General features: G+C 71.7%; 15 protein-coding genes. 8 read left to right on the forward strand and 7 right to left on the reverse strand.

Annotation, left to right across the window (positions count from 1 at the left end):
* Positions 1-354: leucine zipper domain-containing protein (locus AB0C26_RS36605; RefSeq protein WP_360257152.1), on the reverse strand; the 354-nt coding region annotated here is incomplete at its 3' end.
* Between the two features lie 403 nt (positions 355-757).
* A complete protein-coding gene (locus tag AB0C26_RS36610; protein ID WP_360257155.1) occupies positions 758-1,213 on the reverse strand; it encodes a helix-turn-helix domain-containing protein in 456 nt (151 codons plus the stop codon).
* 54 nt (positions 1,214-1,267) lie between these two features.
* On the opposite strand from AB0C26_RS36610, the gene AB0C26_RS36615 reads away from it, so the two are divergent.
* The 7 genes from AB0C26_RS36615 to AB0C26_RS36645 all read left to right on the forward strand — a co-directional run bounded on the left by AB0C26_RS36615 (position 1,268) and on the right by AB0C26_RS36645 (position 12,387).
* Complete coding sequence (locus tag AB0C26_RS36615) at positions 1,268-2,653, forward strand: MFS transporter (RefSeq protein ID WP_360257157.1); 1,386 nt, start codon at positions 1,268-1,270, stop codon at positions 2,651-2,653.
* 159 nt (positions 2,654-2,812) lie between these two features.
* On the forward strand, positions 2,813-3,481 hold the full coding sequence (locus AB0C26_RS36620; RefSeq protein WP_360257159.1) for a hypothetical protein: 669 nt from the start codon (positions 2,813-2,815) through the stop codon (positions 3,479-3,481).
* A gap of 4 nt (positions 3,482-3,485) precedes the next feature.
* Complete coding sequence (locus tag AB0C26_RS36625; RefSeq protein WP_360257161.1) at positions 3,486-3,770, forward strand: hypothetical protein; 285 nt, start codon at positions 3,486-3,488, stop codon at positions 3,768-3,770.
* A 38-nt stretch (positions 3,771-3,808) separates the two neighbouring features.
* Positions 3,809-7,594 carry a P-loop NTPase fold protein gene (locus AB0C26_RS36630; RefSeq protein WP_360257163.1) on the forward strand — a complete coding sequence of 1,262 codons (3,786 nt, stop codon included), beginning with the start codon at positions 3,809-3,811 and terminating at the stop codon, positions 7,592-7,594.
* A gap of 51 nt (positions 7,595-7,645) precedes the next feature.
* A complete protein-coding gene (locus tag AB0C26_RS36635) occupies positions 7,646-8,779 on the forward strand; it encodes a nuclear transport factor 2 family protein (RefSeq protein WP_360257166.1) in 1,134 nt (377 codons plus the stop codon).
* A complete protein-coding gene (locus AB0C26_RS36640) occupies positions 8,745-10,751 on the forward strand; it encodes an AAA family ATPase (protein WP_360257168.1) in 2,007 nt (668 codons plus the stop codon). The genes AB0C26_RS36635 and AB0C26_RS36640 overlap by 35 nt, the downstream gene beginning before the upstream one ends.
* Before the next feature lie 283 nt (positions 10,752-11,034).
* Positions 11,035-12,387: a cellulase family glycosylhydrolase gene (locus AB0C26_RS36645; protein ID WP_360257171.1), complete on the forward strand. Its 1,353-nt coding sequence runs from the start codon at positions 11,035-11,037 to the stop codon at positions 12,385-12,387.
* 84 nt (positions 12,388-12,471) lie between these two features.
* Here the strand turns inward: AB0C26_RS36645 and AB0C26_RS36650 are convergent, their stop codons facing one another.
* Positions 12,472-13,623 carry an AI-2E family transporter gene (locus AB0C26_RS36650; protein WP_360257173.1) on the reverse strand — a complete coding sequence of 384 codons (1,152 nt, stop codon included), beginning with the start codon at positions 13,621-13,623 and terminating at the stop codon, positions 12,472-12,474.
* Positions 13,624-13,702: 79 nt separating this feature from the next.
* Positions 13,703-14,413 (reverse strand): DivIVA domain-containing protein, encoded by a 711-nt coding sequence (locus tag AB0C26_RS36655; RefSeq protein WP_360257175.1) that lies wholly within the window; start codon positions 14,411-14,413, stop codon positions 13,703-13,705.
* A gap of 119 nt (positions 14,414-14,532) precedes the next feature.
* Between AB0C26_RS36655 and AB0C26_RS36660 the strand changes: the two genes are divergently transcribed.
* Positions 14,533-14,895: a hypothetical protein gene (locus tag AB0C26_RS36660; protein WP_360257177.1), complete on the forward strand. Its 363-nt coding sequence runs from the start codon at positions 14,533-14,535 to the stop codon at positions 14,893-14,895.
* Here the strand turns inward: AB0C26_RS36660 and AB0C26_RS36665 are convergent.
* Genes AB0C26_RS36665 through AB0C26_RS36675 form a run of 3 tightly spaced genes read right to left on the reverse strand, consistent with a single transcriptional unit; the run spans position 14,892 to position 20,635 of the window.
* The gene (locus AB0C26_RS36665; protein ID WP_360257179.1) at positions 14,892-16,394 is read right to left on the reverse strand and encodes an FAD-dependent oxidoreductase; all 1,503 of its coding nucleotides are present in this window, start codon (positions 16,392-16,394) and stop codon (positions 14,892-14,894) included. The two genes, AB0C26_RS36660 and AB0C26_RS36665, sit on opposite strands and share 4 nt — an antisense overlap.
* Positions 16,395-16,425: 31 nt before the next feature.
* Positions 16,426-17,112: a hypothetical protein gene (locus tag AB0C26_RS36670; RefSeq protein WP_360257181.1), complete on the reverse strand. Its 687-nt coding sequence runs from the start codon at positions 17,110-17,112 to the stop codon at positions 16,426-16,428.
* A 25-nt stretch (positions 17,113-17,137) separates the two neighbouring features.
* Positions 17,138-20,635, reverse strand: coding sequence for a hypothetical protein (locus tag AB0C26_RS36675; RefSeq protein ID WP_360257184.1), 3,498 nt, complete (start codon positions 20,633-20,635; stop codon positions 17,138-17,140).
* Positions 20,636-20,655 lie beyond the last annotated feature (20 nt).

Below are 20,655 nucleotides of genomic sequence, written 5' to 3' on the forward strand. Positions count from 1 at the left end.
GAGCCAGGCCAGGCGGTGCAGGCCGTGACGGGTCAGCACAGCGTGCACCGTGGAGGCGGGCATGTTCAGCAGCGGGGCGAGCCGTCGTGGTCCGCATTTGAGCCGGGTCCGCAGGGCACAGATCTGCGCTTCGCGTTCCGCGCTGGTTTTGCCCGGCAGCCGGTGGGCGGTGCTGGGCCGGTCGATCAGGCCGGCGTCGCCCTCGGCACGCCAGCGAGCCAGCCACTTGTAACCGGTCGCCCGGGACACGCCGAGGTCTTTGACCACGTGCGCGACGGGGCGCCGGTCAGTGATGACACGCTGGATGAGCAGGCGTCGGCCATGCACGGTAAGCCGGGCATTACGGTGGGCCATGAAGACCTCCGGTCTAGGTGAAGCGTCGTAACTTCCACCTCGCCGGAGGTCTTCTCATTGATCAAGGCGCCACGCCGCGTCAACAACCCTCATGGTCACTACACCTAGAGCCGAGCGAGCTGTGAGGGCCGCGCCAAGCCCGAAGCCGAGTGAAGCCTGAAGCGGGTGTCAGCCCTCAGCGCCTTGCCACGCCCGGGTGCGGCAAGCCGGAGAGCCGCAAGCCCAAGGTGCGGCAAGCCGGAGGTGAGGCAAGCCCGCGGTCCGGCAACCCGCGGTCCGGCAACCCGCGCTCCGGCAAGCCGGCGGTACGGCAAGCCCGGGGTACGGCAAGCCCAAGGTGCGGTATGGCCGAAGGCGGGACGCGCGGAGGCGGCACGCGCGGAGGCGGCACGCGCGGAGGCGGTCAGGTGCTGGGGCCGGTCATGGTCCAGCCGGGGGTCAGCATTGTTCTTGTGAGGTCGGCTGGGGTGGGGCGTTCGCCGCAGGTTGCGCAGACTGTGGCTGGGTGGAACTCGTGGTCGTGGTGGTGGTCGACGCGGACCGGGGGTTCGGTCACGGCCCAGCGGTCGCCCCAGGCCAGTAGCGACCAGATCACCGGGAACAGGTCGCGGCCGGCCTCGGTCAGGCGGTAGCCGTCGTCCTTCTGGACTATGCCGGCCTCGGTCAGGTCCTTCAGGCGGGCGGCCAGGCGGTCGCGCGGGGCTCCGGTGTTCCGGACGATCTGGTTGAAGCGATTGTTGCCGAACGAGATCTCGCGGACGGCCAGCAGCGCCCAGCGGTCGCCCACCAACTCCAGGGCGGCGGCGACGGAACATGGGCGCCCGGGCAGGGTGCTGGGGTCGCGGCGGAGATCGGTCACACCTCGAGCATTGCACGGTTTGATTTTCGAACCAAACCGGCTAGCGTGCTCGCCGTGGTTGGAAAATCAAACCGAGGCCTTGCCGTCGTCGTGGTGTCGCTCGCGGTCTTCATGACGAACCTGGACCTGTGGATCGTCAACGTGGCCCTGCCCGCCATGGGCGCCGACTTCCATGCGTCACTGAGCGATTTGAGCTGGGTGCTCAACGCGTACGCGATAACGCTCGCCGCTCTTCTGGTCGTCGCCGGGCGGCTCGGTGACCGGATCGGGCAACGGCCGGTCTTCCTCGCCGGCGTCGTCGTCTTCACCGTCGCCTCGGTTGCCTGCGCCGTCGCGCCGACCCTCGGCTGGCTGGTCGCGGCCCGGGTGCTCCAGGCGGTCGGCGCCGCCGCCCAGCTGCCCACTTCTCTCGGGTTGCTGCTGGCCGCCGTACCGGAAAATCGCCGGACCGCCGCGACCAGGTCCTGGGCCGCCGTGGGCGGACTCGCCGCCGCGGCCGGACCGGTGGCCGGAGGGCTGCTGGTCGAGCTGGACTGGCGCTGGATCTTCCTGGTGAACCTGCCGATCGGCGCCCTCACCCTGATCGCCGGCCTGGTCGTGCTGCCCCGCCCGGCCGCCCGCGAGACCGGCCCACTGCCCGACCTGCTCGGCGCCGTCCTGGTCACCGCGGCCGTGGCGTCGCTGTCCGGCGCCCTGGTCGAGGCCCCGGACTGGGGCTGGCTGTCGCCGGGAACACTCGCGCTGGCCGCGCTGGCCCTGGTCACCGGGGCGTGGTTCGGGATCCGGTCGGTACGCCATCACACTCCACTGCTGGAGCTGCACCTGCTCCGCCTGCCGCGCTTCGGCTCGTCCGGCCTGGGCACCATCACGTTCGGCGTGGCCTTCGCCATCATGCTGCTGTCCAACGTGCTGTGGTGCCAGGAGGTGTGGAACTGGAGCGCCCTGCGCACGGGCGTCGCCCTGGTCCCCGGCCCGGCCCTGGTTCCGATCGTGACCATCCTGACGGCCCGGGCCGTGCACCGCTTCGGCCACGGCCGCCTGGTGGTCCTGGGTGCGCTGCTCTTCGCGGGCGGCATGCTGTGGCGGGTCGCGCTCATCTCCACCGAGCCCGATTATGTACGGGACCTGCTGCCCAGCCTCGTACTGACCGGCACCGGCATCGGCCTGGCCCTGGGCACCCTGATCGCCGCCGGCGTCCAGTCCCTGCCGGCCGACCGCGCGGCGACGGGGTCCGCCCTGGTCAACGCCCTGCGCCAGATCTCCGCCTCGATCGGCGTGGCCCTGCTGGTCACCATCGTCGGCTCCAGCATCACCGCGGGCTCGGTCACCGACTTCCGCTGGGCGTGGTCCCTGGCCGCCGCACTGGCCGTCGTCACGGCCGCGATCGGCCTGACCCTGGGTCGTCCGGCGCCGGCCCTGTCCCCCGCCCCAGCCCGATAGAGCTCCCCCGTCCCCCCGAGCCGCCCATCCCCCGCGCGGCCCGGTAGAGCTCCCCGTCCCCGGGCCGCCCATCCTCCGCGCGGCCCGCTTGAGCTCCCGTCTTCCCGGCCGCCCATCCCCCCGCGCGGCCGGGGAGACGGGTCCCGGCATGATGTCGGTGTGGGGTCGGACTGGACATGGGAACTGCACTTGTCCGCCGCGACGGAATCCTCTCTTCGCGAGTTCTTCGCCCTGGCCGCCGAACGGAATCTGCACCCCCAGCGCCCCGACGGCCTGATCAACCTGTTCTCCGATCGGGACGGCGACCCGCCTACGGCCGGCGATCCGGCTGTCATGCTCCGAGCCCTGACGACCGGCGACGAGGACGGTCAGTTGTGGACCTGCGACGAGACGGACGTCCATCTGAGCTGGCGGAACGAAACGCTCACGTGGTCTTTGGACAGCGTCTTCTGCTACCGCCTCCCGAGTCCCGAGGCCGACGGCTTCCGCGACCTGCACGGGCGCCTGACCAGCCTGTGGCTGGATGTCGCCCAGCGCTTCAACGCCCGCTCCGGCCGCGTCCTCGACGAATGGTCGAGCGACCAGATCTGGCATCTGGGCCTCCATGACGCCGTCCACCCGGCTGGTCATTGGCCGGCGGAACTGGGCTGGTGGACGTACCTGGCGCCGTCCAGCGCCCGTCCGGCGCCGCCGCTACCGGACGTGGCAGACCGAACCCGGCTCCTCCCGAACCGCGCCCACCTGATCAATCTCCTCGACGACCCGGCCGCGGTCGACTGTGGCCGTTATCAAGACGTTCATGAGAGGTGGACAGCGGCCTTACCCTGATGGCATGCAGTGGTATCTGTTGATGGCCGGGGTGGGGCTCGTCGCGGTTACCGCGGCCCTGCTTCTCCGACGCGGGCGGCGTCGTCCACAGACCGCTGACGAGAAGGCGGCGGCCGCGCGGAACGCCATCCGTTCGATGCGCCGGAGTTCGCCGCGCTCCAGCAACGACGTCTTCACGCGAGGCTGGGGTGTCCCGGACCGGCACTCGGGCGCCGTCGCCGAGAACGCCACCTACGGTGACGCCGCCAACTTCGACTCGGGCGGCGGCGGTGCAGCGGGCTCGGACTGAGCCGAGCTCCGTGCGTAAGGTCGCTAAGCTCCTGCGGTATGACGGTGCGGGGTTCCGGCGATGTGACTCCGCCCCCGCTGGCCGAGTCTTTGGCCGTCAACGACGCGGCCAGCGCCGACGACCATCTGGGGTTCGCCCGGTTCGCGGTGCCCCTGGCCGAGTACATCGCCGGCATGCGTCCCAGTCAGACGCCGTGGACCGTCGGTGTCTACGGGGAATGGGGCAGCGGAAAGACGAGCTTCCTCAAACAGGTGAGCGCCGAGCTGACCGACCGCGGTATCGAGCCGGTGTGGTTCAACGCCTGGAAGTACGCCCGCGAGCAGGACCTGTGGAAGGCCCTGATCCAGACGGTTCTCGACCGCGTACGGGTGACCGGCCCGTGGCCGCGCCGCGTCTGGGTGAAATCGCGCATCTGGTTCCGTTCGCTCGATGTCCGCTCCGGTCTGCTCGACCTTTCCCGGAAGCTGCTGGTTCTGCTCTTCCGCGTCGGGCTCATCGCGCTGGGCATCTATATGGCGGCCAGCGTTTTCGGGCCGTCGACCAACCCCGCCGTCAGTAAAGCCTTGCAGGGTCTGCCCTGGCTGCAGGACATTCTCAGCGCGCCCTGGGCCCGGGCGGCCGTCGCGGTCGGCGCGACTTTGGCGGCGAAGCCGGAGTCGTTGTTCAAGCTGTTCGACATCCGTCTCGGCTTCGACCTGGCCGCCTTTCAGAAGCGCCGCAGCTACCGGGAGCAGGTGGCTTTCCTCGAGGAGTTCAGCGCCGACTTCCGCGACATCATCCGGATCGTCTGCCGCGATCGGCCCCTGGTGGTCGTCATCGACGACCTGGACCGGTGCCTGCCGGAGCAGACACTGCAGATCGTCGAGACGATGAAACTTTTTCTCGATGTCGAGGGCTGCGTCTTTCTGGTGGCGGTCGACCGGGACATCATCGAGAACGCGGTCTCCGTCAAATACAAGGACCTGGCCGCGTACGAGGGATTGCTGCGCCGGGTCTCGGAAACGTACTTCGAGAAGATCGTTCAGCTTCCTTTCTCCCTGCCGCCGGTGACGGCGCAGGCGCTGGACAACCTCGTGCGTGCCGTCTCGAACGACGAGGACGTGCACCGTTGCCTGCCTATTCTGCGGGGCAGCCCGCCGTACAACCCGCGGCGGATCAAGCGGGTGGTGCAGACCTTCACCCTGATCAAGAGCCTCGCCGCCGGCGTGTGGCGGGATTCCTCGCCGGTGCCGTCGCTGCTCGCCAAGATCGTGGTCATCCAGGCGCGGTACCGCGACGTCTACGGTGCGGTCGTCGACGACCCGGAGCTGCTGCCCACGTTGGAGCGGATCTACCGTGCGGCCGGTGACGCGGGCGCCGGGGCGCCGGCCGACGCGCGGCAGGCACTGGATCTCGAGCGGGCCCGGGTGTTCCAGACGAGATACCCGGACCTGCCCGCCCTGTTCCGGCAGGAGCTGACCGCCGACGACTCGTTCGCCGGTGTCTCGGCCGGTGACTACCTGTCGTTCGTCCGGGCGGTCGTCCCGGGCGACCCCGCGGCCGACACCCAGGCCGACAGCGGCGTGCCGAGCTTCGCGATCTGGCACGTGCGGGACGACATCGCCTGGGCCGAGTGGATCGCCCGGCAGCTCTCCGACGCGGGCTATCCCGCCCAGTTCGCCGGGCCGGGCCAGCCGCCGCCCAGCGCCGAACCCGCATACGTCATCGTGGTGTTGTCGCGGCTGGCCGCCGAGACCATCCCGGCCCAGGAGTGGGCGACCATCCGAGCCGGCGGCAGCCAGGTGATCGTGGCCAAGGTGGGGCCGCTGTCCGTACCGCAACTCCTGGCCGGCCAGCGGGTCGTGGCTGTCGAAGGCCTCGCGGAGCGGGAGGCGCGAGCCTTGCTGTTGAGCGCGCTCGAGCCGCGCCATCGCCGGCCGGCCGACCTGGCCGGCGGCGCCCGGGCCGACACCGGGGACTCGCCGTCCTACCCCGGCCACGGGCTGCGCCTCACCAACGTCTGGCAACCCGCTGTCGGCCGCCTCGTCGAGCGCGGGCAGGTGCACGCCGAGCTGGAGCACCGCCTGCTGGAGATGCGGCGGGAGGATGTGCCGACGGTGTGCGCGCTGATCGGCATGCCCGGGGCCGGCAAGACGGAGGTCGTCCGCGAGTACGCCCGGCGCCACGGCGACGAGTACCAGGTCGTGTGGTGGATCGACGGCACGTCGGCCGCCACCGTGGAGCAGGGCCTGCGCGATCTGGCGGCCGAGCTCGGCGCGCCGTCACGGACCGGCGCGGACACGGTGGCGCTGATCACCGACCACCTGTCGCGGTACCGCCGGTGGTTGCTGATCATCGACGACGCCACCGATCCGGACACGATCCGGCAGTACCTGCCGCTCTCCGGCCGCGGCGACGTGCTCGTCACCTCGCGGCGTCGTGGCTGGTCCGGGTCGGCCCCGTACGTCGGTGTCGAACCGCTCACCCCGGACGAGGCCGTGGAGTTCCTGGCGACCCGGCTGCCGTCCGAGCCGGCCGGCGAACTGGCCGGGCTGGCCGCCCTGCTCGGCCACCTGCCGTCGGCTCTCGACGCGGCGGTGGACTACCTGCGGTTCACCTCGGTGAGCGTCGGCGAGTTCCGGGCCCGGCTCGACTCCGACGAGCGGTGGTTCATCCAGCGCGGCGACCTGGCCCGCAACCTCACGCTGGACACCGCGGGAATCGGCGAGCTGGCTTTCGTGGCGCCGCGCCCCTTCCCCCGCTCGCTGGTCGCCCTGTCCGAGGAATCGCTCGGCACGCTGCAGGAGCACTCCCTCGCCGTCCTGCGGACCGGCACCGTCGAGGTGCACGCCCTGGTCCAATCGGCCGCCCGGTCCGGTCTTTCGCCCGAGCGGGCCCACGGCTTGGTCTCGGCCGCCCTGACCGCCGTCGCCGGCCGGCTGGAGGAGTTCGGCGTGGACCCGGACGAGGGCACCGTGACCGACCATCTGCACGCGCTGACCACGCACGCGGCCCGGCTGGGGACGCCCGGGGACGAGCTCCACGCCGTGCTCGTGGGCGCCGCCCGGCAGCTGGTCGCGCTGGGCAGCCCCGTGCACGCCGGCCGTGTCGCCCGGTCGGCCGCCGACCGGCCGGGCGCGTCCCCGGCGCAACGCCAGGAGGGCCGGGTCGTTCTCGCCGAGGCCCTGATGGAGCTGGGCCGGGCGGACGCGGCCATACCGCTGCTGGACAACCTCGACCTCGACCGGGATCTGCTGGTTCGCGCGTACATCTCGGTCGGCAACCTCAAGGCGGCGCGGACTCTGCAGAATCGCCCGGGCGGCCGTACGGATCTGGCCGGCATGGTGAATGTGGCCGGCATCAACCGCGTCGGATCGCCCCGGGTGGCCCGGCAGGTGCTCGCGCCGACACTCGCGCAGTACCGGGCCGGCCACCCGGACGACGCGCTGGTGGGCCGGGCTCTCGGCACGCTGGCCGGGGTGGCGCTTCAACTGGACGACCGGGACGAGGCACGCCGGCTGTACGAGGAGGCGCTCGCCGTCCAGCGCCTGGTGCTGCGGCCGGGGCACCCCGACATCGCCGAGACACTGCGGGCGTACGCCGCGGTGCTCGCCTCGCTGAGCGAGCTGGAACCGGCCCGGGACAGCCTGCGCGAGGCGGCCGACATCTGGCGCTCCATCGTGGGACCGCACGATCTGCTGGTGACCTCGGTGCGGAATCAGCTGGCCGGCGTGCTCAGCGAGCTCGGCGAGGATCACCAACAAATACCACACCAGTACGTGAACGACACGGGAGTCACATCGGTGTCGCCAGTGGATCGGCTGATCGTCACAAGTCAGCCTTAAGTTGACGTGGTTGCCACGACAGGCGCGGCGGCGCGGACTAGGGTGTGGCCGATGCACGCTACGGATTTGGTCGCCAGCGCGGCCTCGACCTGGGTGAACGGCCGGTTCCCGCATGTGTCCGGGGCCGACCGGTCCCGCCTGCGCGAGCTGTACCGCGCGGACCTGTCCGCTCCGGACTACGACGACGTGCACGCCGCGTTCGCGACGGAATTCCTTCTCGTCAACTTCTTCAAGTGCGCGGCCGTGCTGGATGACGCCCGCCCCGCGGTGTCACCGGTCGTGGTCGACATCGGATGCGGCAGCGGCGCGGCCGCCGCGGCGGCCCTGGCCTACCTGTTCGACGCCGGGGTGCCGGAGGTCGAGGTCCACCTGCTCGACCGTTCGAAGCCGCAGCTCGGCCTGGCGGAGGAGTTCCTGCGCGCGGTGGCGGACCGCCTCGGCGGCGAGCGCCCCTTTCAGGTGAAGATCTCTCCGACCCACGGCGAGTGGCCGACCGACCGGCTACCCTCGATCGTCTCGCCCGCCATGGTGCTGGCCAGCCATGTCCTCACCGAGAACCAGATGCACACGGCGGACTTCCTCGACCGGGCCGTCGACCTGGCCGGCCCTTCGGGGACGGTGACCGTGGTGGAGCGCGCCACCGACCAGCTGTGGTCCATGCTGGACGGCCATCTGGCCGAGAGTGTCCTGGTGCGCCGGACCGGCCGGCGCGACGTCCCGGCGGAAACGGCCAACGGCGATCAGCGGAGCTGGGCCACCCGATGGCTCACCCTGGAACGCAGCGCCCATCCGCAATGCGAGGGCGCCGTACGCGGTTACCTGACGGCCTGGCGCAAGCAGGATCCCGACCGTCTGGCGGCCATCTTCACCGAGGACGCGCTCTACTGGGACAAGCCCTTCCAACCGGCGATTGAAGGTTTGACCGGGATTCGGGAATACTGGCGGACGGAGGTCACCTCCCGGCGGGCCGTGACCGTGGCCGTCGAGTCCGTCGCCTATCGGCTCGACGGGGCACACCTGGAGTGGCGGGCGGTGCTCGATCACGGGAGCGACACCAGCAAGGTGGTGTACGGCTTCATGGTGCTCGAGGTCGATCAGGCCGGAATGATCCGGGAACTTCGCGAGTGTTACCGCTCGCGGGAGGAGTCGCGTGACCCAGCTAGAACTCGACCGGGAGATCGCTGAGAGCCTCGACCGCATTCTGGCCGCGGGGCGCGCTCTTCTCACCTTCTACGAGCCGGCCCGGAAGGCGTTCATCCGCGACACGGTCGCCGTCGACGGTGACGACGCTCCGGTCCTCGGTAAGACGTCCACCTGCCGCGCCTTCATCGCCCTCGTCGAGCTGAACCGTCTGCTGGCCGAGGAGGAGCGGCCGACGCCGCACGGGGTCGGCGCCACGGCGGCCCTGCGTGACGAGATCGGCCCGGTGATCCGGTCGCTCGCCGACGACCACTTCGGGGCCCTGGCCGGCAACCCGTCCCGGGTCCGCGAGTCGCAGAGCAACGGCTACAACATGTTCACCGACGCCCAGGTGCTGCTGTCCACCGTTCTGATCGGGAACGCGCGGCCCCCGGTCCACACCAGCGCCGACCTGCGGGAGCCGATGCTGGAGATCTGGCGGGAGACCGAGGAACGCCTCCGGGAGTGGGAAGGCGGCAAGATCACCGGGCGGGACCCGACGCACGACTTCATCACCCTGCACGCGGTCCGCGCGGGTGACGCGGTCGGACTGGCCCGCGACGCGCCGCAGCAGTGGTGGCCGGAGCTGAGCACCCGGGTCCGCCGATCCATCCTGGTCCAGCTGGGCCGCCACTCCGCGGGCATCACCTCCCAGTTCGACCCGGCCGAGCTCGCCTTCAGCGTGGCGCTCCTGCACCGCTTCGAGTCACCCGACTACCGGCCGATCGTGGACCGGAGCCTGGCGGTGATCGCCGGGCAGCAGACCGAGGACGGTTCCTGGCCGTCGTCGCGCATGATCTCCGCCGGGGGCGGCCCGCAACTGCTGTTCGTGGCCAGCTTCGAGGTCGCGCTCACCCTGGCCGAGTTGCTGATCGGCAAACTCGACCGGGGCGACCTCGGCGGGATCGACGTGCTGTTGTCAGTGCTGCGCAAAGCGTTGCAGCTGGTGGAGAACACGTTCATGCGGTCGGGGTCCCGGTCCGGCTGGTGCAACGATCGGGCGCGCTCGCCGGGACGGCTCGAGTCGTGGGCGACGGCGGTCGTACTCCAATTCCTGATCCGCTACCGCGACGCCCTTGTCCGGCTGCGCCAGGAACGCGTCCTGTCCCGATACAACGTCGCGTTCGGTCACCACACCGATTTCCCGTGGCCCGATCTGGCCTTGACGCTCGGTGTGCTGACCCGTCCCGACGAGCAGATCCTGGAACGCGTCTCCGACCCGACCGACGCCGGCAACCTGGCCCGGTCGCTGCGGCGGCACTTCATCGAACCGGTCAACGCCAACCCGGTGCAACGTCCGGCGGCCACGTCGCTGCTCCTGCCCGGGCCACCCGGCACGCGCAAGACCAGCCTGGTCCAGCTCGTCGCCCGCACCCTGGACTGGCCGCTGCTGACCCTCACGCCGGCCGACTTCCTCCGGCAGTCCCAGCGCGACCTCGACGTGCTGGCCACCGACTCGCTCTTCAGCGATCTGATGCGGCTGCGCCGCGTCGTCGTGCACATCGCCCAATGTGAGGACGCCCTGCGCCGGCCGTCCGGACCCGAATCGCTCAGCCGGCGCAGCCTCGGCAACGGGCTGTTCAACCGCCTGCATCAACTGCGGCAGAACCGGTGGGTGCTGGTCTTCACGAGCCCCAACGAGCTGCGCGAGAAGCTCGATCCCCGGGTGGCCAATTCCAACCACTTCGACTTCGTGCAGGAGATGCACAACCCGCCGCTCGTCGCCCAGCGCCGGTACTACAAGTCGCGTACGCCCGATCCGGCCGTGCAGACCGCGCTCGAGCGGGCGTTGTCCGATTACGCGGGCCGCGGCCGGAACAACAACGAGCCGGACCGGACCGAAGTGACCTTCGCGCTGCTCGACGACCTCATGGGCCGGATCAAGGAGGACTCCCGCCTGCGCGACAGCCGGGTCCTGCTGCGGCTGATCCAGCAACTAGCCGTCTCGGGACCGCCCGACCTGCCGCTGGACGAATGAGCCGCGGTCTGGTCGCCGACGTGCCGGGCACCGTCACCGTCGGCTGCGGGCTCGAAGTGCCGCCGGCGTCCACCTCGGCCTGGCCGAGCCGATCGAGCGGCTCGGCGGCATGCCGGGCAGCGTGGTGACGCCGGACAAGGTGGCCGCGGCGGCCTCGCCGCACCGGGACTGGCCGCGCGCCACGTCGATTGATTGCCATCGATTGGGTTAGCTATTACGGTATTCGCACAGGCGCGGTGCCGACGGCACTGAGTGGGCGCGCTCTTCCCTTCCGAGGTAGGTCATGAAGAGACTCGCCGCCGCGCTGGTGGCTGCCGCCGTGTCCGTGCTGTTCTTCGTCGCTCCCGCGTACGCCGCGGCCGGCCTGCACATCGTGGGCCGCGACATCGTCGAGGCCAACGGGCAGACGTTCGTCATGCGGGGCGTCAACCACGCGCACGCCTGGTACGCCAACCGCACGAACTCCATCGCCGACATCAAGGCCGCCGGCGCCAACACCGTACGGGTGGTGCTCAGCGGCGGCCGGTGGACCGCCAACACGGCCGCCGACGTCGCCGGCGTCATCGCGCTGTGCAAGGCGAACAAGCTGATCTGTGTGCTCGAGGACCACGACACCACCGGGTACGGGGAGGACGCCGCCGCGTACACCCTGGACCAGGCCGTCGACTACTGGATCAGCCTGAAGAGCGTCCTGCAGGGTCAGGAGGACTACGTCGTCATCAACATCGGCAACGAGCCGATCGGCAACACCAACCCGGGCCAGTGGACGGCCGCCACCGTGGCCGCGGTGCAGAAGATGCGCAGCAACGGCTTCCAGCATCTGCTCATGGTGGACGCGCCCAACTGGGGTCAGGACTGGCAGTACGTCATGCGGGACAACGCCCAGACCGTCCTCAACGCCGACACGCAGAAGAACACCGTGCTGTCGATCCACATGTACGCGGTCTTCAACCAGCCCTCGTCCATCACGAGCTACCTCGACCTGTTCGAAAGCAAGGGCTGGCCGCTGGTGATCGGCGAGTTCGGCTGGCAGTTCGCCGGCGGCGAGGTCAGCGACGAGACCGTGCTGGCCGAGGCGGTCAAGCGCAACCTGGGCTATCTGGGCTGGTCGTGGTCGGGCAACACCGATCCGATCCTCGACATGACGACGAACTTCGACGCGAACCAGCTCACCACCTGGGGCCAGCGCATCGTGAACGGCCCGAACGGGCTCAAGGCCACCGCGAAGCAGGCCACCATCTTCGGCGGCACGACGCCGACCACACCGCCGACCACACCGCCGACCACACCGCCGACCACACCGCCGACCACTCCCCCCACGACGCCGCCGGCCTCTGTGGGCTGCTCGGCCGCGTACTCGATAACCGGTCAATGGCAGAACGGCTTCCAAGGTGAGGTCAAGGTGACGGCGGGCAGCGCCGCCGTGAAGAGCTGGACCGTCACCTGGACGTACGGCAACGGCCAGACCGTCACCCAGGCCTGGAACGCCACCGTCTCCAGCAGCGGCCCGACCGTGACCGCCCGCAACGTCAGCTACAACGGCGCTCTCCCCGCCGGCGGCAGCGCGACGTTCGGCTTCCTCGGCTCCTGGTCGAGCTCCAACACCGTACCCACGCCGACCTGCTCCGCCACCTGACGCGTCGACCCGGGGACGGGCGCCGCGCCCGTCCCCGCGGGTCAGCGACCGGACCACCCGCGGTGACACCGTCGCCGGCGGCGCTCAGGTCGCCGGCGACGGCTCGCCCGGCTGTACGGGGTCGTCGGGCAGCTCGGGCTCGGGTTCGGGTTCCGTGGACGGCGTGGGTGGATGGTCGCTCAGCTGTTCGCGGATGTACGCCCAGACGACCGCGATCACCGCCGCCACCGGCACCGCCAGCAGGCTGCCGACGATGCCGGCCAGGCTGCCGCCCAGGGTCACGACCAGCAGGATCACCGCCGCGTGCAGGCCCAGGCCCCGGCTCTGCACGATCGGCTGGAAGACGTTGCCCTCCAGCTGCTGCACGGCCAGGATGATGGCGAGCACGATCAGCGCGTCGGTCAGCCCGTTCGACACCAGCGCGATCAGCACCGCGACGAAGCCCGCGAAGACGGCGCCGACGATCGGCACGAACGCCGACACGAATGTCAGCACGGCCAGCGGCAGCACCAGCGGCACGCCGACCGCCCACAGGCCGAGGCCGATGAAGACGGCGTCGAGCAGGCCCACGAACGCCTGCGACCGGACGAAGGCGCCGAGCGTGTCCCATCCGCGCTGGGCGACCACCGGGACGTCCACCGACAGGCGGCCCGGCAGCTGACGCGACAGCCACGGCAGGAACTTCGGGCCGTCCTTGAGGAAGAAGAACATCAGGAACAGCGCCAGCACCGTGGTGACCACGCCGTTGACGACAGTGGTGACCGTGCCCAGGGTGACGTTGACGATGCTGCCGGCCCGGCTCTGGATCTGCGCGATGGCCGCGTCGAAGGCCTGGGTGATGTCGTCGTCGCCGATGTTCAGCGGCGGGCCCGAGGCCCAGTCGCGCAGCCGCTGGATGCCGTCGACCACGCCGTCGGCCAGCTGACCGGACTGGCTGGCCACCGGCACCGCGATCAGCACGATGATCCCGGCCGCGACGGCCAGGAACAGCACCGTGACCACGGCCGCGGCCAGCGCCGGCGGGAAGCGGAGGCGGTTGCGCAGCAGACGGGTGACGGGCCAGGTCAGTGTGGTCAGCAGCAGCGCCACGACGATCGGCCAGATCACCGACCAGGCCTTGCCGAGCAGCCACAGGGCGACGTACGACGCCGCCAGCACGAGCAACGTCTGCGCCGACAGCAGCGCGCTCGTCCGCAGCGCGGACCGGGCTTTGTCGGCATTCAGCTTGGCAGGCATGCCGATCACCTTAGAGACACCCGGTCCCCGCCGCCCGCCGCCCGGGCGAATGTCGCCCGGGCACGGCGGCCCGGATCGTTCAGTCCAGGTCGCGGCCCGCGCCGTTGGAGACGCTGTCGAGCTCCTGGAGCTGCTGCTGGACGTGCTGGCCGAGGGCCTGCTGGTAGGTGCGGGCCAGCTGGCCCAGCCGGTCGATCTCGTCGAGCAGGGCGTCGCGCTTCTCGTCGATGCTGGCCAGGGCGTCGCTGTGGTTGCGCCGGGCGTCGGCCTCGATGTTGTCGGCGGCCAGCAGGGCGTCGCCGGTGATCTGCTCGGACTGGGTGCGGGCGTTGCCGAGCAGCGAGTCCGCCTCCTGCTGGGCGTCGCGCATGTGGTCGTCGGCGGTGCGCTGGGCCATCATCAGCACGGCCGAGAGCCGGTCGTCCTTTTCGGCCGGCGGCGGGGTGGCCGGGCGCTCGGTGCGGGCGCGCTCGAGCTGCGACTGCACGCTGCGCGCGTTCTGCTCGGCGCGGGCCCGGGCCTCCTGCATGCGGCCGAGCTGGGTGGTCAGGGCCTGAAGCTCCGCTTCCAGGGCGCGGTTGCCGGCCGGCGGGCCGGACGGGCCGGGGCCGAGGCCGCCGCCGTTGCGCTGCACCTGGTCCGACAGGGCGCGGTTCTCCTCGATGAGGCGGATGAGCTCCTGCTCGACCTCGTCGAGGAACGCGTCGACGTCCTCCTCGTCGTACCCCCGCTTGCCGATCGCAGGCTTCTTGAACGCCATGTTGTGAATGTCGGCTGGAGTGAGTGGCATCGTTTCCCTCGGATCCCTGCGGCAAGACCGTGCGGGGACGAATCCTACGCATGAACTTTGGGAGACTGTCGGCGGTGGCACGTTGTTGTGTCATCTCGGAGGAGAAAGGAATCCCCGTCGTGGCGACCGCCGACGATATCCGCCGCCTGGCGCTCTCCCTGCCGCACGTCGTCGAGATCGACAGCGACGGCTTCGACTTCCGCGTGGCGAACAGGGGCTTCGTCTGGTCGTACCCGGAGCGGGAACCGGGAAAGTCACGCGTGATCCGCACGGATGTGGCAGTCCTCTACGTGGGTGACGAGGCCGAGAAACAGGCCCTGCTGCTGGGTGAGCCCGACCTGTTCTTCACGACCCCGGGCTACGACGGCCTTCCATTGGTGATGCTCCGGTTACCGATTGTTGATGTGGCGCGGCTCACTGAACTCGTCACCGACGCTTGGCGGATGCGCGCGCCGTCCGAGATCGAATCCGAGCTGGGTTAGGCCCGGGCGTGCAGGGCCGTCACGGCGGCCCGGGCCGACACGAAGGCGCCGTGTTGCCACGCGACCGTCTGGCTGAGCCAGTCCCCCGCGAAGTGCACTCGGCCAGCGGGCTCGCGCAGCAGGGCGAAGGCCGGGCTGCCGTACGGCGGCGCGGCCCAGGCGCCCTCCAGGTGGGGGACGCGGCTCCAGCTCACCGAGAAAGACGACATCGCTTCCGTACGGTACTTGGCGCCGTGAATCCGCTCACCGAGCGACAGCGCCCGTTCGGTGCGGTCGTGCGGGGCCAGTCGGGCGTACGCCTCCGCGTCCGTCCCGAAGTTGTAGTAGCCGACCAGGACGCCGCGCGCGGCGTGGAAGCCGGACGACGGGTACCAGATCTGCCGCAGGTCGAGATCGGTGTCGGTGGCGCCGCCGTAGACGCCCAGATCGGACTCCCACCAGCGGCTGCGGTACTCCAGCCCGATCTTGCCGGCGGGGAACGGGGTGAACGCCCTCAGCGCCGTGGTCACGTCGTCGCCGAGGTTGTGCGGCAGCCGGGCCATGAGGTGCGGCGGCATCGTGGCCACGCAGTAGTCAGCGGTGATCATCCGCTCGCGGCCGTCCTGCCGGTAGCGGACCTCGACCCCGCCGGGCCGGTCGGCGACCGAGGTGACCACGGCGCCGAGCCGGATCCGGTCCGCGCCGACCGCCCGGGCGAGCGCCATCGGGATCCGGTCCATGCCGCCGACCGGCTGGAACATCGGCATGGCCTGGTCAAAAGCGAGATCGAAGCCGAGGTACGCCCCGACGCCGCTCCGCAGGACGTCGGACAGCGACGCCGGCCCGTCGAGCGGGACCCCGCCGTCCACGCCCGGATAGGTGGCGAAGCCGCGGTCGGGTCCGCCCTGGTACTCGCCGTCGTCGGTGAGCCGCCCGAAGTCGCGGAGGAACTCCAGCAGCTCGTCGCGCCCGCCGCCGGCCAGCTCGGCGTCGAGACCGCCGGAACGCGTGACCCGGGTGAGCAGCTGCGAGACGTACCCGAAAAGATCGGCCCGGGCCGTGCGGAAGCGGACTCCGGGGCCGCCGGCGCCGGTGTGGATGAAGGCGTCCGCGTTGGAGTTGACGAAGACCTCGATGGGCACGCCCAGCTCACGGCAGTAGTCGAGGGTGACCATCCAGGGCGCGATGCGCGCCGCGCCGGCGTTGAAGTACGTGCCGTACGCGAAAGAAGCTCGTTGGGTGTGCCCGTCGAGATCGGTCTCGGTGTCGCCGCCGCGGATGGTCAGCACCCGTCCGCCGGGTTTGTGCCGAGCCTCCAGCACGGTGCAGTGGTAGCCGGCTTTGCCCAGCTCGTAGGCGCTGGTGAGCCCGGCCACGCCACCACCGAGGACGACCACCGACCGGCCGGCGCCGGTCCGCGACGGCGGCGTGAAGGCGGCGCCCTCCGAGGCGGCCAGCGCGGCCAGCAGCGCGCCGCCCGCGCCGGCCTGGAGGAGACGGCGTCTGGTCAGTCCGTCCACCCGGCCAGTGTGTCGGGCCCTCGCCACCGGCTCAAGCGCCGGCCAGGGACTCCTGGAGGCGGCGCCACTCCCGCTCCCGGCCGATGTCGGCGCGGTGGCCACTATTCCGGCTGTAGGACTCGATCGCCCTTCCGAGGAACGCGGCGTCGACCCCGGTGACCGGAATGCTGTGCGCGCCGAGGGGCCACAGCCCACGCCGGCGTACCAGCTCGGGCCGGCCGAAGGTGAGAGTGAGCCGGCTGCGCCGCACCTCGGCCAGGGCGGGCAGCGCGTCCCACGGCACGACGAGGCTCCCGAACGGCCGGCGGGCCTCGATCCCGCCGGGCCGCAGCCGGACCATCGGCGACCGCCAGGCCACCACCGCCAACAGCAGCAGTGCGAGCACCCCGAACGACCAGGCCCCGGCATGCGCGTGGACCTCACCTCCGACCCAGGCGCTGCCCAGAGCGATCAAGCCGGGCAGCAGGACGACGGCGGAGACGTCGGCACCGGTCTCGAAAGCCGGCACCCCCGGGCGCGTCAGCAGCACTCGCGGCTGCGGCGAGGCATAGGCGACGACGCTGACCACGACCGACACCAGTAACACGGCGAGAATCACGGGGAAAACCGCAAATACGAAATCGTCCCCGAAACTCACCAAGCCACAGCCGACGGCGACGGTGGCCCCCATGAACAGACGTCGCCGGCGGTCGAACAGCAGCATGATCCTGAGCAGCACCCGGGCAGGCTACACGCCACCGGCTTCAGCGCATTTCCACAGCGTAGGCCGCCTCCCGCACCTCCGGAGACGGGTGGCCGCGGAGTGTGAACAGCACCTGCTGCCACGGCTCGGTCCAGCGGCGAACCCGGTCGCGCACCAACGCCACCGCGAACAGCCCGGCGGCCAGGTCGGCCCGGCCGGCCAGGTGCCCGGCCGCCGCGCGAACCACCTCGGGATCGGGAGCGGCCAGTCCCCGCTCGTTGAGCACCTCGGCCACGGCGACGGCCGCCACCGGCCGGGCGGCGCACCGATCGGCGAGCTCGTCCAGCTCGGTCCAGGGCAGCAGGGCGGCCAGCAGGGTGAGACCGACGGTGGCGAAGCCCGGCTGGGCGGTCAGCCACCGGGCCACCCCGGCCAGCGGCACACGGTCCGCTCCGGCGGGCGCGTTCCGCGACCATCCCGCAGCCGCCTGGGCCAGCATTTGCACGCGGCGGCGGGCGGGCCGGTCCGCGCCCGGCCGGCCCGGGTGCTGGTCGTCCGCGTCCTGGCCGATCAGGTTCACCAGAACCGCACGGGCCGCCCGCTCATCAAGCAACGGCAACAACCCGGAGGCGTCCGTGACGGCGACCCGCTGCCCAAGGTCGCCGAGACGGTCCATGACCAGGTCCCGTACGCCGTCGGCCCACCGAGCCCACGAGGGCAGCGCGAGAAACGCCTCCCGCTCGCCGCCCCGGCACATGGCAACGATCAGTTCTGCGTAGCGACGCCGATACCGCTCGGCAACCGTCGCCGGATCCGCCGCCAGCACGGCCCGGCGCTCCTCCCGGCTCCCGCCGCCCGCCAGAGCTCCCACACGGCCGGAGACCTCGGTCGAGACCCCGCCCCCGGCGGCAGCAGCCCCGACTCCCGCAACGCTGGATTCGGCAACCCCAGGTTCCGCAGTCCTAGGTTCCGCGGCTCCAAGCTCGTCCGTCCCAGGTTCAGCGAACCTGGGTTCGGCAGTTCCGGCGGCGGTGGCAGAGGTGGGCGTCGCGGAACCGGTGGCGGTAGCAGAGGTGGCGGAACCGGTGGCGGTGGCGGTGGCGGTGGCGGTGGCGGTGGCGGTGGCGGTGGCGGTGGCGGTGGTGAGGATCGTCCAGCTCTCGGGGGCTTCCAGGCGCTGGCGGGCGGCGGCCACGATGGCTGCCCGCACGTCGCGGTGGGTGCCGGGGTGGGTGTAGGTGTCCAGAAGCGCCGCCATCACGCTCGGCGGGCCGTACCGGGCGAGGACCCGGGCCGCCTCCTTGCGGCTGGTGACCCTGGTCTCGGCTGTCAGCACGCCGCCGAGCAGGGCCGGTAACCGGGACGGCTCGACGGTGGCGGCGGCCCGCGCGACGGCGTACATGGCCACCCGGGCCCGATCGCCGTTCGCGTGCTCCAGCAGCTCCGACAATGCCTCATCGGGGCGGTCGGTCCAGATGAGAGCGCCCAGCGCCGCCTCCGCGACCACCACCTCGGACGCGCCTGTGTGCCGGCGCACCAGGTCGCGGCCGGGGCCGGGGACCCGGGCGGCGACCCGCACGGCGTACGCGCGGGTCTGCACGTTCTCGGCGCCGTCGTCGATGACGGCTTCCAGGAGCTCGGTGAAGCGGGCGCGCTGACGGGGCAGCCACCGGTCGGCGTGCCGGGGCGGCGCGGGCACCCAATGCCGCCCGGCCTCGATCAGGCGGCCTTGAACGGGAGCGCGCAGCGCACGGTCGATCAGGTCGGTGCGGGAGGTGGCGATGACGTCCCACACGACGGGCACCGCGACCATCGAAGGGTCGGCGTCGAGCACCGCCGGCACCCGGGCGGCGCGGTGCCTGGGGTCGGCCAGCCACGATGAGGCGGCCTGTCGCGCGACCCACTCCGAGGTGCCGGGGGCTGTCGCCCGGAACAGCAGCTCCTGCAGCCCTGGAACGTTTCGGGCGCGCCGGCCGAGGGCGGCGGTGAGCCCGAACAGCGGCCCGAAGTCGCCGCGGTCCATGGACGTGACGACCCAGTTCCGGAGGCGGTCGAAGACCATCGTCTCCTGACCACGCCGCAGCGCCTGGTCGAAGCGCCGCAGCACCGGCACGGGCGACACCCGGCCGGCCTGGTCGATGGCGTGCAGGGCCCAGTCGCGCAGTTCCGGTACGCCGACGTGGTGCTGGAGGACGTCCGCGGCGAGTGAGGCGAGCGCGCTCGTCGTCTCCCGGGAAGCGTCGCGCGCCTCGACCGCGTCGGTGGTCAGCCGGGTCAGTCCGGCCGCGGTGGCGGGGGTGAGCAGCCGGGCCACGCCGGCCAGGGCGCTCAGTGCGGCCGCCCGCACCGGGTCCTGCTCGTTGCGGAGACGCCCGAGCCGGTGGACGAGCTCGGCCACCACCCGCGGGTCCCGCGTGCGGCGCGCGGCCGAGACGAGCAGGTGGTACGCCCGGGCCCGCTCGGCGGCCAGCCCGGAGCGCAGACCCGCCTCCAGGGCCGCCGACGCCTCCGGCCAGTTCAGGTAGGCGCTCCAGGTGAGCACGTGGGTCTCGTTGTCACGGATCTTGGGCAGGCTCAGCACCCGGACCGCCTCGCGGACCCGGGGACCGGCCGGCAGCACCGCCATGATCGAGTGGGCGACCAGGCCCCCGGATCCGGCCCCGGACCGCTCGAAGAGGCCGCCGCGCCGGGCCGGGGGAAGCGCGCGAAGCAGCGCGGCGAAACCTCGCGGGTTGTCGCGCATGGCCACTGCCACGGGCAGGAGGTCGTCGTCGGGCAGGACGGCCAGCGCGCGGAACAGCCGGGGGGTCAGCTGCTGCCCGGCCCGAGCCGAGAGCCGGCCGGGCGTGGCCAGCAGCCGGGCGACACGCGCGGGATCGTGCACGGCGAGCGCGCCCGAGCCCGGCGTCCAGGACGCCGGCGCGTACCGCTCGGCCAGATCGAGGAACGCCGCCGGGTCGCACCGGCTCTCGAGCGCCGCGACCTCGTGGTTCCACAGGTCGTCCCGGTGCTCGGGCGCGGCCGCCGCGAGCCGCTGTCCCGCGCGGTCCAGAGCCGGCCCGGGGTGCCGCCGGGCCAGGGCGGCCAGGGTGATCGTGTGTTCCACTTCGGGCAGCAGATCGCGGACCACCGACGCACTGCACGCGGGCAGGATCGCCGCTACCTCCCGGTCGCCCCAGTAGGGGCGCACCTCGGCGATCAGCGCGTCAGCGGTGGCGCTCAGGCGCCGCTGCCGGAGTGTGCGGTAGACCCGCCGCCGCTCGACCGCCGGCAGGTCCACCACGCTGTCGAGGCGCCCTGCCCGCAGCGCCGCGTCGATCGCCTCGGACCGGATCGACGGCCGCGGGTCGCGCGTCGCGGCCACGATGGCGTCGTCGTCCCGTACGACCATGGCCGCGACCAGCGCGAGACGCCGCTCGTAGTCGTCGCCGCCGCGCAGCTCGGCGCCGACCGCGGCCCGGTCCGGAGCGGACTGGGCCCAGGCGGCCAGGCGCTTCATCCGTACCCCGTACGGCAAAGGTTCGAGCGACGTCAGCAGTTCCCGGGTGGCGGCCAGCATGTCGATCATTGTGCCCGCCC

Source organism: Actinoplanes sp. NPDC048796 (assembly GCF_040650035.1).
Taxonomy (GTDB): Bacteria; Actinomycetota; Actinomycetes; order Mycobacteriales; family Micromonosporaceae; genus Actinoplanes.

What these genes read in the sequence shown, in the direction of transcription:
- AB0C26_RS36655 (WP_360257175.1), bottom strand. Translation starts at nt 14,413, where the DNA reads ATGCCACTCACTCCAGCCGACATTCACAACATGGCGTTCAAGAAGCCT.
- AB0C26_RS36630 (WP_360257163.1), top strand. Translation starts at nt 3,809, where the DNA reads ATGACGGTGCGGGGTTCCGGCGATGTGACTCCGCCCCCGCTGGCCGAG.
- AB0C26_RS36675 (WP_360257184.1), bottom strand. Translation starts at nt 20,635, where the DNA reads ATGCTGGCCGCCACCCGGGAACTGCTGACGTCGCTCGAACCTTTGCCG.
- AB0C26_RS36635 (WP_360257166.1), top strand. Translation starts at nt 7,646, where the DNA reads ATGCACGCTACGGATTTGGTCGCCAGCGCGGCCTCGACCTGGGTGAAC.
- AB0C26_RS36645 (WP_360257171.1), top strand. Translation starts at nt 11,035, where the DNA reads ATGAAGAGACTCGCCGCCGCGCTGGTGGCTGCCGCCGTGTCCGTGCTG.
- AB0C26_RS36625 (WP_360257161.1), top strand. Translation starts at nt 3,486, where the DNA reads ATGCAGTGGTATCTGTTGATGGCCGGGGTGGGGCTCGTCGCGGTTACC.
- AB0C26_RS36650 (WP_360257173.1), bottom strand. Translation starts at nt 13,623, where the DNA reads ATGCCTGCCAAGCTGAATGCCGACAAAGCCCGGTCCGCGCTGCGGACG.